This window comes from Phenylobacterium sp., from assembly GCF_041920015.1.
In the GTDB taxonomy this organism is placed as follows: Bacteria; Pseudomonadota; Alphaproteobacteria; order Caulobacterales; family Caulobacteraceae; genus Phenylobacterium.
Genome location: NZ_JAYRST010000020.1, coordinates 1 through 14501 on the forward strand (window position 1 = coordinate 1; position 14501 = coordinate 14501).

11 protein-coding genes are annotated in these 14501 nt (G+C 67.4%); 6 read left to right on the plus strand and 5 right to left on the minus strand.

All coding sequences use genetic code 11. From position 1 onward, the window contains the following. Positions 1 to 244 precede the first annotated feature (244 nt). The 3 genes from ACE3TL_RS06325 to ACE3TL_RS06335 form a co-directional block, all read right to left on the minus strand. Positions 245 to 3241: a TonB-dependent receptor domain-containing protein gene (locus ACE3TL_RS06325; protein WP_374577876.1), complete on the minus strand. Its 2997-nt coding sequence runs from the start codon at positions 3239 to 3241 to the stop codon at positions 245 to 247. Positions 3242 to 3650: 409 nt separating this feature from the next. Beyond that, positions 3651 to 4028, minus strand: coding sequence for a VOC family protein (locus ACE3TL_RS06330; RefSeq protein WP_374577877.1), 378 nt, complete (start codon positions 4026 to 4028; stop codon positions 3651 to 3653). A gap of 38 nt (positions 4029 to 4066) precedes the next feature. After that, positions 4067 to 5032 (minus strand): aldo/keto reductase, encoded by a 966-nt coding sequence (locus ACE3TL_RS06335; protein ID WP_374577878.1) that lies wholly within the window; start codon positions 5030 to 5032, stop codon positions 4067 to 4069. 363 nt (positions 5033 to 5395) lie between these two features. Between ACE3TL_RS06335 and ACE3TL_RS06340 the strand changes: the two genes are divergently transcribed. The 5 genes from ACE3TL_RS06340 to ACE3TL_RS06360 are packed head-to-tail and all read left to right on the plus strand — an operon-like array spanning position 5396 to position 11510. Next, complete coding sequence (locus ACE3TL_RS06340) at positions 5396 to 6754, plus strand: TolC family protein (RefSeq protein WP_374577879.1); 1359 nt, start codon at positions 5396 to 5398, stop codon at positions 6752 to 6754. Continuing rightward, the gene (locus tag ACE3TL_RS06345) at positions 6751 to 7779 is read left to right on the plus strand and encodes an HlyD family secretion protein (protein ID WP_374577880.1); all 1029 of its coding nucleotides are present in this window, start codon (positions 6751 to 6753) and stop codon (positions 7777 to 7779) included. The genes ACE3TL_RS06340 and ACE3TL_RS06345 overlap by 4 nt, the downstream gene beginning before the upstream one ends. Further along, a complete protein-coding gene (locus ACE3TL_RS06350) occupies positions 7776 to 8948 on the plus strand; it encodes an ABC transporter permease (protein WP_374577881.1) in 1173 nt (390 codons plus the stop codon). Before ACE3TL_RS06345 ends, ACE3TL_RS06350 begins: the two co-directional genes overlap by 4 nt. Then, complete coding sequence (locus tag ACE3TL_RS06355; RefSeq protein WP_374577882.1) at positions 8945 to 10069, plus strand: ABC transporter permease; 1125 nt, start codon at positions 8945 to 8947, stop codon at positions 10067 to 10069. Before ACE3TL_RS06350 ends, ACE3TL_RS06355 begins: the two co-directional genes overlap by 4 nt. Before the next feature lie 52 nt (positions 10070 to 10121). Next, entirely contained in the window at positions 10122 to 11510 is a 1389-nt protein-coding gene (locus tag ACE3TL_RS06360; protein ID WP_374577883.1) for an FAD-binding oxidoreductase, read from the plus strand. 45 nt (positions 11511 to 11555) lie between these two features. On the opposite strand, the gene ACE3TL_RS06365 is transcribed toward ACE3TL_RS06360, so the two are convergent. Beyond that, positions 11556 to 12134: a pyridoxamine 5'-phosphate oxidase family protein gene (locus tag ACE3TL_RS06365; RefSeq protein WP_374577884.1), complete on the minus strand. Its 579-nt coding sequence runs from the start codon at positions 12132 to 12134 to the stop codon at positions 11556 to 11558. 146 nt (positions 12135 to 12280) lie between these two features. Here ACE3TL_RS06365 and ACE3TL_RS06370 point away from each other — a divergent pair, with 146 nt between their 5' ends. Continuing rightward, complete coding sequence (locus ACE3TL_RS06370; RefSeq protein WP_374577885.1) at positions 12281 to 14026, plus strand: ATP-binding protein; 1746 nt, start codon at positions 12281 to 12283, stop codon at positions 14024 to 14026. Here the strand turns inward: ACE3TL_RS06370 and ACE3TL_RS06375 are convergent. Further along, entirely contained in the window at positions 13984 to 14478 is a 495-nt protein-coding gene (locus ACE3TL_RS06375; protein ID WP_374577886.1) for a hypothetical protein, read from the minus strand. The genes ACE3TL_RS06370 and ACE3TL_RS06375 overlap by 43 nt on opposite strands. Positions 14479 to 14501 lie beyond the last annotated feature (23 nt).

Genomic DNA, 14501 nt, shown 5'->3' on the forward strand with positions numbered 1-14501 from the left:
CCGCGCCCACTGCGCCTCGCTCAGTTCATATCGTTTAGCCGCCATCCAAAAGGCCTCCGCCTAAGCGGAGACCTATGAATCACGCATCAAACGACCCGGGAATCCCTGAATGTCGATTGGACCTAGTCGTGCCAGAAGCCGCCATCCCTGCAGCTCCCAAGCTATGCCGTCCGCACGGCGCCCCTATGGCGGACAAAAAAATCGGGGCGCACGCGGCGCCCCGACAGGTTGCTGGATCTGATCGTCAGAAGTGTTTCTTGACGCCGATTTGGAACACCCGGCCCAACATGTAGGCGTTGGTGTAATCGTAATTGTACTGGCTGCGGGTGAACGGCGGATCTGAGTCGAAGACATTGATCACGCCGATGGTCAGGGCCGTGTCCCACGGCAGTTGGCCCTGATAGACGAAATCGTGGGTCACCTCGTCGTCGGTCTTCAGCACCGAAGCGCCGACGATGTTGTCGGTTCCGGACTTGTAGTGGGTGGTCCAACGCAGGTTATGCGGCCCGCGCGACCAGTTGACATAGGCGTTCACGCGCAGCTTCGGATAGGAATAGAAGGCGCTGAGCAGCTCCGTCTTGCCGGCGCGATCAAGGGCCGGCGAGATGGTGTAGCCGTCGAGGGTGATCAGCGCGCCACGCTTGTATTCGATAGTGTAGGTGCCGTCGGCGCCGAAGGTCAGGTCGCCGTCGAACAGCGCATCGTCCCAGTAGTAGGTCCCCTGGAAGTCGACGCCGGAGGTGTCGACGCTCGGCCCGTTGATGAGGTTGGTCTTCACCGACAGGAGATTGCCCGGCGTGCAGTCGTCGGTGGCCGGATTTCCGTCATCGGCGAAGTTGAACCGGCTGCGGAAGGCCGCGACGTTGCACTGCCACGTCGAGGGAGTGGTGCTGGGGAACATGGTCGAGACCAGGGCGGCCGCAGTCTCGTTGGTTAGCTCGTCCTTGAACTTGAAGCGGAAGTAATCGACCGTTCCGCGGAAATTCCCAAGGCTGAGGATGAGGCCGACATTGTAGGTGTCGGCGGTTTCCGGCCGCAGGTCGGGGTTCCTGGCCTGGTCGACCGGGCGATAGAGCGAACCGACGCCCGGAAGGTTGAACTGGGCCAGGGTGCGCACGTTCCCAGGCGTGATGTCGCTTTGTTGCGGCGCGCGGAAGGTCGAACCGGCCGAGCCGCGGAGGGCCAGCCAATCCAGCGCTTGCCAGCGGATCGAGATCTTGGGGTTGGTGGTCGAACCGATCCGGCCGCCATAGTACTCGTGCCGCACGGCGCCCGAGAGCTCCAACCGGTCGGTGATCGGCAGCTTCACTTCGCCGAAGACCGAAGAGACGATCCGGTCGACATCGTATTCCTGGACAGCCGAGTAGAAGGTGAAGGCCCCGGTGCCGCTCGTACCGCAACTGGGCAGGCCGTCGCCGTAGGGACTGCTGTCCACGCAAGGCGCGGCGTTGATGTCGTAATAGTCCGGAACGCTGATCTGCACGCGGTCATAGCGGTACTGCGCGCCCAGGGCCCAACCGATCGGACCGCCGGACAGTTCGATCGGCAGCTTGCCGTTCAACACGCCTTCCACCACGAAGAGCGAGGTCCGGGTGTCGCCGGTCAGGTCCTGGTGCAGCCAGTTCAGAAGGTCGGGATTGTCGTTGCTGGCGCTCGCCACATAGTAGGGATTGACCCCGCCCAGTCCCATCGCCCTGGGATAGGCGTTGGCGAACGGGTTGAAGTACATGCAAGGCCCGACGCCGGGCGTCCCGGTGGCCGGGTTGCAGCCTGCTCCGCCCAGGCCGCGCAGCGCCAGTTGCAGGCGGCTGACCGCGATGTCCGGGCCGGCGCCGGCGACGCCGTGGTTTTCCTGGAACGTCCCTTGGAGGTTCCAGCCGATGTCATCGAAGATGTGTCCCTTCAGGCCCGCGCTGAAGCGGTAGGCGGTGGCTTGGCGATGCTGGTGGTCGGCGCCGTCGGCGTAGAGCGGATTGCCGCCATAGCCTTCCGGCCGCCACAGGGTCTGGGATGCGATCGCGCCGTTCGCGGCGGCGTTGGTGCAGATCGTCCCCAGCGCCGGGCAGTTGGCCGCATTGGACAGGAACGCGATCAGGCCGGGATTGGTCGGTGGAATGTAGAACCGCGACTGCTGGTTCAGGCCGACCGCCGGATAGGGCGAGGTGCCGCCGCCGGGCGATCCGCCCGAGGCCATGATCGGCGTCGGGAACTGCGTGGTCGACTGGGCCGGCGAGACACGTTCGTCGGGCACGTCATGCCGCGCCCACAGGGCTTCGGCGTGGAAATCGATGTCATCGGTGACGGCGAAGTTCAACTCCGCATAGAGATTGTAGTGGTATTCGTCGTTCACCAGATTGTCGAACTGGGTGAACTGGAAGCGACAGCCGGACGCCGGGCTGGCCGCGCTGACCAGCACGCCGCCGAGCTCTGCGCAGCCATTGTCGACGAAGGACTGCGAGAACGTGCCGCTGGCCAGTTGAGCCGCCGTGCCCGTGGTGAACACACCGGGGTTCGAGGCCGTCGACCAGCCGCCGTAGAAGTTTTCGGCGAACGGGCGCAGCGCCCAGTCGCGGTCGGTGGTGCGCAGTTCGCTGCGGCGACGATAGGTGCCGGTGACCAGCAGGTTGCCGCGGTCGAACTTCCATCCGTAGGCGCCGCTGATGTCGTAGTCGCCCGATGAGCCGTCGATCTTGGAATAGTTGGCTGTGACCTCGAAGCCCTCGAGATCGCGGCGGGTGATGAAGTTGACCACGCCGCCGACGGCGTCGGAGCCATAGGTGGCGGCCGCGCCGTCGCGCAGGACCTCGATCCGCCCGATCGCCACGTTGGGGATGAAGTTGATGTCGACGGACTCGATGGCCACCGCCGCGGGCGAGGGCGCCATGCGCTGGCCGTTGAACAGGACCAGGGTCCGCTGCGAGCCGAAGCCGCGCAGATTGACCGTGGCCGCGCCCGCGGCGGTGCCGAGGAAGCGGTTGCTTTCCCCGATGGACCCCTGGGCGGCGCTGAGGTTCTTGACCAACTGGACGGTGCTGGGCGAGCCCTGCTTCTGCAGGTCCTGGGCCCCGATGACATTCACCGGCAAGGCCGCGTCGGTCGGCGTGCCGGCGATGAACGAGCCGGTGACGACCACTTCCTCGACCGTGGCCGCGCCGCCGGACTGGGCTGCGGCCGGACCGGCGGCCAACGCCATAGCGACGGCCAACCATGATCCGCCGCAGAGGTATCTGCGATTTAGCATTGATTTTTCCTCCCCTCGCCCCCCGCTCCGACTCCCGCCGAAGCGCTTTTTGACTCGCGAGTACAATTACCATCCCCCTACGGGCCGGTTTGCACCAGAGCATTTTTCAAGGCCGAAACACTTTGACGCGAGGCGCGGTCGAATTTGCCCTAACGCTCAGGCGTCCCCATAAATTCCCTGGGAAGAAAGCGCGGTGAGCCTTCGGCGCCGCAATGTGAGCGCGACGCCCGGCAATTCCTTGGTTTTATAAATCTTGTGGTCAGTATGCTCCGCCATCTCGCTGCGGCGCACTAACGGACGCTGTCGATTCAGATCCGCCGACGGCGAGGATGCGAACTAGGGAGACCGACGGCCGGCTCCCAGGCCGTATGGTTTGATGGCGGCCGTCATCGCGCCGGCCGCCCTGCCCCTACTTGCGCACGAAGGCGCACAGCTTGTTGCCGTCGCAGTCGCGCACATAGGCCGCGTAAAACACCGGGTTCATGCCCTCGCGCACGCCGGGCGGGCCTTCGCAAGCGCCGCCGGCCGCCAGCGCGGCCGCATGAAAGGCGTCCACCGCGGCGCGGTCGGGCGCCTGGAACGCCAGCATCGTCCCATTGCCGTAGGTGGCCGGCTCGCGGTCGAAGGGCCGAGTCAGGAAGAACCGCGCGCGTTCACCCTCGCGCTCGTAGCCGGTCCAGGTCGGGCTGGTTTCCCGGCGCACCGCGCCCAGCGGAGCGAACGCCGCATCATAGAACCGGATCGCCCGGTCCATATCGTCCACGCCCAATGTCGAATAGGCGATCATCTGACCCTCCCTGGTCGCTTGTCGTTCCCGACGACGCCTCAGCCCATCGGGTAGAGAATCTCCTTGGAGACCTTGTCGATCGCGTCAAGCACGTCCTTGCCGAGCGTCACGTCGGTCGCGGCGAAGATATCGGGAAGCTGGTCCTCGTGGGTCGCGCCGACGATGGTCGAGGCCACGAAGTCGTGCTGCTTGCTCCATGCGGTCGCGAGCGTCACGAGCGACATGCCCGCGTCCTGCGCGATCACGCCGAAGCGCTCGGTGGAGGCCAGCGACTTGTCGTTGACATAGCGCCCCGCCATCACGGCCTGGCGGCCGCCCAGCTTCAGATAGTTGGAGAAGCGCGCACCGTCCGGCCTGGCCCCGCCGTTGTACTTGCCCGACAGCACCCCGCCGGCGATCGGCGAATAGGGAATCAGGCTCACCCCTTCCTGGCGGCAGGCCTGGGCCAGTTCGTCCTCGAAGCGGCGGTTGTTGAGGCTGAAGTTGTTCTGGATCGTCTCGTAGCGGACCGTGCCCTCGCGCTCGGCGACGGCGATGGACTTGGTCAGCCCCCAGGTCGTCTCGTTCGAGCAGCCGATCACGCGGACCTTGCCGGCCTGGACCAGGTCGTCCAGCGCGCGCAGCGTCTCCTCATAGCCGGTTCCATGGTCGGGCCAGTGGGTCTGGTAGAGGTCGACATAGTCCGTGCCCAGGCGCTTGAGGCTGGCCTCGATGGCGCGGACGATGTTGTGGCGGTCGAGGGCGGTCATGCCGGCGCGCTGGGCGCTCTTGATCCAGCCGTGGCTCGGACCGCTGACCTTGGTGGCCAGGATGACGGCGTCGCGGTCCTTGGTCCTCAGCCAGCGGCCGACGATCTCCTCGGTGCGGCCGGCCCACTCGGGCTTGGGCGGCACGGGATAGTTCTCGGCGGTGTCGAAGAAGTTGATCCCAGCGTCGAACGCCTTGTCGAGGATGCGGAACGACATGGCCTCGTCGGCCTGGGAGCCGAAGGTCATCGTACCCATGCAGATGTCCGACACGACGATCGCGCTTTTTCCCAACCGCTTCTGGCCCATGAGATCCTCCGACTTCCGCTGAATGGACGTGCGGGCGGCGGACCTGGTCCCCTCCCCAGCGACGCCTGGATAGCGGGGCCGAGCTTCGCAGGAAAGGGCGCAGGCGAACCTGAGCGGTCAGAGCCGCTTGGCGAGCGACGTCCCGCAGAGCCGATGGGCGCCGGCTCCCCCATCGCAAAGGCGCCCCACCGGAGGTTAAGGTCCTTCCGCGCCGGCTTGTGCACGCGCCCAGAACACCGTTCGGTACAAACGTGGACCAACCGTCGAAAGCCGTCTGATGGACGCCTCCGGATGAAGACCGACGCTTTTCGCATGCGGCCCGCTCTTGTCGTGTTCGCGCTCGCCTGCGCGACGGCGAGCTCCGCCCAGGAGGCGGCGCCCATCGCGCTCGACTTTCGCGCGGCTCAACAACGGCTGGTCGAACGGTCCGACGCCGTCGAAGCCCAGAACGCCCACCTGCGCAGCCTGTCGGCCCAGGAGGCGGCGACCCGCACGCTCGGCCGCCCCGACCTGGATGTCGACGTCCAGTTGCTGGACTACCAGAAGACCCTGATCCTGCCGCTCGGGCCTTTCGCGGCGGCGGCCGGGAGCCTGGGCGTTCCCGACCGCCTCCACTTCCAGACGGAGCGGTCGAGCACCCGGCCGATCGCAACGGCGACCCTGCCGATCTATACGGGCGGTCAGATTCCGGCGACGCAGGCTGGGGCCCGAGCACAGGTGGCGCAGGCCAAGGCCGATCTGGCGCTCACCGTCGAGGGCCAGCTCCTGCAGTTGACCCAGGCCTATTTCGGTCAGCAACTGGCCGAGCGGGCGCTCGGCGTCCGCCGCGACGTCCTCGCCGGCCTCGAACGTCACGCCTCCGACGCCGCCAAGCTCGAACAAGAGCGCTTCATCAGCCGCGCCCAGCGCCTCCAGGCGGAGGTCGCACGCGATGACGCCGCGCGCGAATACGAGAAGGCGATCTCGGACCTCGCCAGCGCCAACGCGGTCCTGGCGGGTCTGCTGCGTGCGCCGACGGGCGTCCGCCCGACAAGCCTGCTGTCGGTGAACTCCAGCCCCCTGCCGCCACGCGACACCTATCTCGCCGGCGCCCTCAAGGCCCACCCGCAGCTCGAGCGCTTCCAGGCGATCGAGGAGCAGGCCCAGGCGGGCCTCGACCTGCAGCGGGCGAAGATGCGGCCGACGGTCTACGGGTTCGCGCAGTACAATTTCGACCGCGAGGAAAGTCTGCTTACGGACCCGGATTGGTCCTTCGGCGTCGGGGTCAAATACAAGCTGCTCTCGGGGCTTGGCCGACGACAGATGGTGGAGGCGGCCCGCGAGACGCGCAACCAGGCCGAGGCTGGGCGACGAGAAGCCGAGACCCAGATCATCATCGGCGTCACCAAGTTTCACAATGAAGCGGAGGCTGCGCGCCGGCGCTTTCTGCTGCTCGACAGTTCGATCACCTCGGCCGAGGAGAACCTCCGGCTCCAGACCCTGTCCTACCGGGAGCAACAGGCGACATCGCTCGACGTGATCGATGCAGAGCTTGGACTTGGGAAGGCGCGACTACAGCGCGCCCAAGCGGCCAACGACTACATCCAGGCGCTCGCCCAACTGCTGAACGCCAGCGGACGCATGAACGAACTGCCCGACTATCTCACGCGCGCCGACCGGGTGATCCCATGACCGACCCCACGACGAAGGCCGTCGATGACGCGGCCCCGCCGCCATCCCGCCGGCGCATCTCCAAGCCCATCGTCATCGGCGGACTCATCGCCGCCTTGCTGGCGCTTGGCCTCTGGCTGAGCTACCGGCCGGTTCCGGACCAGTTGCAGGGCATGGTCGACGCCAGGGAGATCCGCATCACCAGCAAGGTGACGGGTCGGATCGAGCGCTTCTTCGTCAATGAAGGCCAGCTGGTTCGTTCAGGCCAGCTCCTCTATTCGCTCACCAGCCCCGAGGTGGCGGCCAAGTCCGAGCAGGCGCATGGCGCCTTGGCCAGCGCACAGGCCGTTGAGAACAAGACCGAGGAAGGCGCCCGCCGCGAAGAGGTTCGCGCCGCCGAGGCTCAATGGCGCCGCGCCCAGGCCGCCGCCGACCTGGCCGAGGAGACCGCCGGCCGGACCGGGCGCCTCCATGACCAGGGCGTGATCTCCGGACAGAAGGCGGACGAGGCGCGAACCAACGCGATCGCCTCGCGCGAGAGCGCCCGCGCGGCGCGCGCGCAGTATGACGCCGCCCTCGCCGGCGCCCGCCCACAGGACCGGGCCGCCGCCAGCGGCCAGGTGCGCCAGGCCCAAGGCGCCGTCGCCGAGGTGGAAGCCGCTGCGGCCGAAACGAAGATCTACGCCCCTGCGGACGGCGAGATCGGGCGCCGCCTGGCCCAGCCGGGCGAACTCGTTCCGCAGGGCTTTCCCGTTTTCACCCTGACGCAGGTCCAAGACCCCTGGGTCACGCTCACAGTTCGCGAGGACCAACTGAGAGGCCTGCGACGCGGCGTGACGATCAAGGGATCGGTCCCGGCCCTCGGAACGCGTTCGGCCGCCTTCCGCGTCGAGTTCGTGGCCCCCGCCGGCGACTTCGCGACCTGGCGCGCCACCCGCCAATCGCGCGGGTTCGACATCAAGAGTTTCGAGGTCCGCGCCGCACCGGTCCAGAAGATCGAGGGCCTTCGGCCGGGGATGACCGTTCTCTTCGATTGGCCCCAGTGAAACCCGCTCTGCGCGCCTTCCAGGGGTCCTTGCGACGGGAGATCGCCTTCCTGGCGACCCATTTCTGGGACCGGGCGCTGCTGAGCCTGGCGCCGCTGGCCCTGATGGCGCTCCTGGCGGTCGAAATGTCCAGCGGCGTGATGCGCGATCTGCCCATCGTGGTCGTCGACGCCGACGCCAGCGCCCTCAGCCGCGAGCTCATCCGCCGGCTCGACGCCGCGCCCGCCCTGAAGGTCGTCGAACAGACCGGCGATATGGCCTCCGGCGAGCGGCTGGTGCGGATGCGCAAGGCTTACCTGCTGGTCTTCATTCCCGCTGGGGAGACGCGCGACGCCCTGCGGGGCGATACCGGGAAGATCACGCTCTTCTTCAACGCCAGCTACTCCACGCCGTCCGGCGCGGCCCTGCGCGAAGCCAGCAACGCAATTCAGGCCTATGCCGGGGTATTGTCGGCCCGTCAGACCGCCGCGGTCGCCGGCCCCGGCAAGGTCAGGGCCGCCCCTGTCAGCGCTCAGACCACGGTCCTCTACAACCCCCAGGGCAGCTACGAACTACAGCTTGTCGGCCTCTTGCATCCGGCCATGCTGCATCTGGTGTTCATGGTCGCCGTCGTCAGTGCGCTCGGCCGCGAGTTGCGCGATGGCGCAATCGGCGCCTGGCTGAGCGGATCGACGGGTGAGAACCTCGCCCGCGTGGCCGGCAAGCTTACCCCCTATCTTGCCGTGTTCATGGCCTGGGGCCTGGCTGCGAGCCTGTACCTCGCAACGATCCGGGGATGGCCCGTCGCCGGGAGCCTGGCCCTGATCCTGGTCGGATACGCAGCCATGTATCTCGCCTATGCCGGAGTCGCCTTGCTGTTCGTCGGCCTCACCGGCTCCATGGCTCAGTCGCTGTCGCTCACCGGGATTTATGCGGGCGCCTCGTTCGCGTTCGCCGGCGCCATTTTTCCGGTCGAGTCCGCCTCGGCCTTCGCGCGGGTCTGGAGCGCGCTTCTGCCCTTCACCGCCTTCGCCAATCTATGGGCTGAGCAGTTCGTCATGGCCGCACCCGCCGCGGTGTCGCTGCGCCAGATCCTCATCCTGCTGGTCTTCCTGGCAGTTGGGGCCACGATCGGGCTGCCCAGGTACCTGCGCGCCGCCCATCGCCCCGACCTCTGGGGGAAGCGATGATCGGCAAGGCCTTCCTCGCGACCTTTCGCGCGATCCTCGCCGATCGCGCCGTCCTGCTGCTGATGGTGGGCTCGGCGATCGTCTATTCGTTCTTCTATCCGGCCGCCTATTCCGGCGAGGTCGTGGTCCGCATCCCGGTCGCCGTCGTGGACAACGACCACACGGCCGCCAGCCGCGCCTTGGCCGTCAAGGTGCGCGGGTTGCAGCAGGCCCAGATCGTGGCTCAGGCCCCCTCTTCACAAGAAGCCCTGCGGCTGATGAGCGAACGCCGCATCGACGCCTTCGTCCTGATCCCCGACGGCTTCGGACGCGCCATCCTGCGTGACGAACAGGGACATGTGGCGCTCTACGGCAACGGCGCCTTCCTGCTCCGCAGCAGCACTTCGCTCGCCAGCCTGGGAACCGCGCTCGCCGCGCTCGGACGCGAGGCCGCCGTCAGCCAGTCGATGGCCAAGGGCGCGCCCGCCGCCGCGCCGCTGGCCGTGATCGCCCGCCCCCTGTTCAATACGCGCGAAGGCTATGGCAGCGCAGTCGTTCCGGGCGTGACCTTCCTGATCATCCAGCAGACCATGGTCATGGGAATTGGAATGCTGGCCGCCACCCGGCGCGAAGCGCTCGGCCCCCACGCCTTCTCTCCCGCGACCTTCGCCGGCGCCGCACTCGCGTTCTTCGCGATCGGACTTTCAGTAGTTCTCTATTATATCGGCTTCGTCTTCTGGTTTCAGGACTATCCGCGCGCAGGCGCCCAGGCCCTTACCCTGATGGTGTCGGCGACGCTGTTCGTCGCGGCGGTCGTCTGCGGCGCCATGGCCTTGGCGAGCGTCTTCAGGACACGAGAACGGCCGGTCCAGCTTTGGATCATCACCTCGCTGCCCATCTTCTTCCTGTCGAATCTCTCATGGCCCGTGGAGCAGACGCCGACCTGGCTCGCGGCCCTCGCCCGCCTCCTACCGACCACGCCGGGCATCCATCTCATGGTCGGAGCCAATCAGATGGGAGCCTCGCTCGGCGAACAGGCGCCTGAACTTGCAAATCTGCTCCTGCTGATCTTGCTCTACGGGGCCATCGCCTACGCCCGGCTCGTCCGTCGCCAGCCGCTTCGGCGCACAGAGACGCCTTGAAGCGTCCGTTCGCGGCGCCTACTAATCCTGGCTCCAGCGAGGTCCAAGCCAGATGCAGAGCTCTTCCCACGCTCAACTGACCGAGGCGCTCAGCCAGGCGCTGGGGTCCGGCGCCGTCTTCGCTGGAGAGGCCGCCCTGGAGAAGGCGCAGGGTTCCTGGATGAGACTGGGAGCACCGATCGCGGTCGTCTACCCGAAGTCGACCGAGGACGTGTCGGCCGTGCTGCGCATCGCCCACCGCTTCGGCTGTCCGGTCACGCCCTGGGGCGGGAAGACCGGTCTGGCGGGCGGGGCCATGGCCGAGGGGGCGGTGGCCCTCAGCCTGGAGCGGATGAACGCGATCGAAGACATCGACGTCGCCTCGGCCACCATGACCGTCCAGGCCGGCGTCATCCTGCAGACGGCCTGCGAGGCGGCCGAGGCCGAAGGCCTGTTGCTGCCGCTCGACCTGGGCGCACGCGGGTCGGCGACCATCGGCGGCAACATCTCCACGAACGCCGGCGGCAACAGGGTCCTGCGCTATGGCATGATGCGCGACATGGTTCTGGGACTGGAGGCGGTGCTGGCCGACGGCACGATCGTCAGTTCGATGAACCGCCTGATGAAGAACAACACCGGCTATGACCTGAAGCAGCTCTTCATCGGCTCGGAAGGCACGCTCGGCGTCGTCACTCGCGCGGTGCTGCGGTTGCGCAGCGCACCGGTGAGCCAGAACACCGCCTACCTCGCCGTCGCGGACTTCGATGCGATCCCACGCCTCCTGCGGCGGCTGGAGGCGGGCCTCGGCGGCAGTCTGTCGGCGTTCGAGGTGATGTGGCCCGCCTTCTACGACCTCGTCACCACCGAACCGGCCAAGGGAAAGCCGCCTCTGCCGCGCGGCTACCCGTACTATGTCCTCGTGGAATCCCTCGGCGGCGACAAGGCCGCCGACGCCGAGCGGTTCGAGCAGGTGCTGGGTCGGGCGCTGGAAGAGGGCCTGGTCGTCGACGCCGTCATCGCCAAGAGCCAGGCCGAGCAAGCCAAGATGTGGGCGCTGCGCGACGACGTGGGCCAGGTGAACCGCAACGGGCCGGCGATCACCTTCGACGTTTCGCTGCGGATCGCCGACATGCCCGCCTATGTCGCCCAGGTCGAGGACAAGCTCCGCGCCCGCTGGCCCAAGGTCGACAACTACGTCTTCGGTCACCTGGGCGACGGCAACCTGCACGTGCTCGTCTGGCCGGGCGAGCAGGGGCCGGGGATAAAGAAGGCGGTCGAGGACATCGTCTACGGCCCCTTGCAGGCCATCGGCGGATCGGTCAGCGCAGAGCATGGCATCGGGCTGTCCAAGAAGGCGTACCTGCCGATGTCCCGCAACGCCGGCGAGCTCGCCCTCATGAAAGCGTTGAAGACGCTCCTCGACCCGCAGTCGATCCTGAACCCAGGCAAGATACTCGACTGACCCGGCGGCGGAGCACGCCTTCGGGCGTGAAGATCGCTGGTCCCTCTAGCGTCTGCGTGGGGGGACCACGTCGGCGAAGACCGGAAAGGTCTTCCAGGCCGGCTCCAGCGGTGCCTCCCCCTCGGCAGGCGTATAGGACGAGGCCGCCCCGGCGCTCAGGTCGGGAATGTAGCGCGGGCAGTTGGGAAAGATGTCGGTGGGCGTCACCCGGACCAGCAGTTGGGCGCCGGGCATGTCGGCCATGCGCGGATCGCCGGTCAGCACCTGCGCCACGCCGTTCACCCGGATACGCGCCGGCTTCTCGCCCATGGCGATGAACAGCAGCCCCACATGCGGGTTGGCGACGATGTTGCCCAGGCTCTTGAACATGCCGTTGCCATCGTAGTCTGGAAAGATCAGTTCGTCGGGCGCCGTCACCTGCGCGAAGCCCGGCGGACCGCCCTTGAACGAACAATCGGGCCGCCCTTCCCGATCGGCCGTGGCCAGGAAGAAGAAGCTCTGGGCGGCGATGAAGGCGGCGTCGGCCGGGGTGAAGGCCTCATGGCGGGTCACCTGCTGCAGGCGATCGGCCAGCGCCCGGCTGCCGAACGCGTCCTGCAGATCCCGATTGCCTTGGTGGTACATGGCCGCGCCTCCCGGTCTACGCCCCAGCCTGGGCTGCATGGCCCTCCGGTTCAAGCTGCCTCGGCGCGCCTGTCGATCCCTCTGGGATGTAAGGCTTGATAAAGGCGTAAGCCCTATAGGTGAGGGGGAGTTGGGGACCTTGCGCCATGCATCCATCGCGGTGGCTTGACGATCGCGTCGACACCGTCACGCGCACGACGATGCCGATCTTCGGCCTGCGCCTGGCCGTCGCCGCGGCGATCGGGACGCTGGCGATCGTCACGCTGGGGCAGGACGTTGGATTTCTATGGTTGCTGGCCGCGGCCAGCGCGGAGGTCGGAACCTGGATCACGACGCGCAGGACACGGCGCGGCCTTAGCCAGACCCTTGGCCAGAGGCTGGTCTATCTCGCTGCGATTTTCTGGATGAACATCGTCTGGTCGGGGCTTGGCGTCGTCCTCTGGCTGGATGGCCGGACCGCTTGCGTAGCAGCCGCGGTCTGCATGCTCGCCACCCAGATGCTGCATGCGCAGGTCTTCGCCAGCCGGTCTCCGGCCGTGCTCCTGGCGGTCGCCGCGCCGCCTATCGCCGGCTTGGCCGCCCTCGTGCTGTTCGCCACGCCCGGCGGATGGAGCGAGCAAGCGCTGTTGAGCGGCGCCGCGGCGATCATGATCGCCTATATGACCCGCGCGGGCCTGACCAACGCCGGCCACCTGCGCGAGCAGGAGGAGGCCCAGACGAAGGCCGAACAATCCGCCCAGGCCAAGGCCAGGCTGCTCGCCGACATGAGTCATGAGTTGCGAACGCCGCTGACCAGCATCCTCGGGTTCACGCGCATGATCGCCCAGCAGGACGACTGCGGGACGTTGACCCGGAGCTATCTGGAGCGCGTGGAGGACGCCAGCAGCGCCCTGCTCTGCGCCGTCAACGACATCCTCGACTTCTCGAAACTCGAGGCCGGGCAGCTGATCCTCGCCCCTGAAGAGGTCGAGGCGGCGGGCCTGGCGCGCCGTACCCTCGATCTCCTGACGCCCCAGGCCGCCGCCAAGGATCTGCGCCTGGTGCTGGAAAGCGATCTTCCGGCAGACCTGCGGCTCATGGTCGACCCGGCCCGCCTGCGCCAGGTGCTTCTCAATCTGCTCGGCAATGCGGTGAAGTTCACGCCCGCCGGAGAGGTCGGCCTGGCCGCCGCCTACGACCCGGAGACCGCACGGCTGACCTTCTCGGTCCGCGACACGGGGCCGGGGATTGCGCCAGAACGGTTGGACGCCCTGTTCAAACGCTTTTCACAGGTCGGCGCCGCAGGCAGCCGGATCGGAGGAACCGGGCTTGGCCTTGCGATCTGCAAGGGCCTGGTCGAAGCCATGGGCGGCGAGATCGGCGTGGAAAGCCAGCCGGGTGCAGGAAGCCGCTTCTGGTTTTCCGTGCCGGCGCCAGCCGTCCGGCAAGGGCGGATCGCCGTCACCGGCGACGGCGGGGAGCAGGAGACGGCGCCGCTGGCGGGATTGAAGATCCTGGTGGTCGACGACCATCCGGCCAACCGCGAACTGGCGAGCCTATTCCTCGGCGGTTTCGGCGCGGAGGTTCACCTGGCCGAAGGCGGGGAAGCGGCGCTCCGCGCCTGCGCCGCCGGGGTTTTCGACGTCTTGCTTCTCGATCAGCACATGCCGGACCTGGACGGTCCGGAGACGCTGCGCCGCCTGCGCCGCGCCAAGGCTGCTCCACCTGTCGTCCTCGCCTTCACGGCCGATCCCAATGAGGCGGCAGGGCGCAGCGCCCTGGTCCACGGAGTCGTGCCCAAGCCGATCGACCCGGTCGCCATGCTGACCACGATCCTGCAGGCGCTCGACGCAGGCAGCGCATCGGGCCCCTACTTCGCCCGGCCCGACAAAGCCCTCATCCGCTCGTCATAGCCGTCCGGCCAACGGTACGGCGGAAGGGTGGCCAACAAACCGAGCCTTGGATGGCTTGCTCCCTCGCGGAAATAGGCTTCGGCGAGCAGAAGCCGCTCTCGCCCCCGAGCGATGGCCGGCCCCAGGAGGTCGCGACGCGGCGAGCGAAGGAAACGGCGCAGAAGACCGCGCCAGAACGGCCTGGCGCGTGTGGACGGGTCCGAATAGCCGCCCGTCCTGAAAAGAGTGCAGACGCCAGCTTCCCCCGTCCACAATGCGAGCGACAACCAGATATCGGGCGCCTCCCCGTACTGAAAGTCGAAGCCCAAGTGCTCTATGCGATCAGGGTTGACACGCTCGAAATCGAATGAGCCAAACCACCGCTCTTCCTTGCGAATGGGTCGCTGTTTGACGACGACCCATCCCAATTCCAAGGCGGCCGGAACCAGTTCGCGCTGGATGGCGGCCCGCATGTCCTTCGATGCGACCCAGTCGG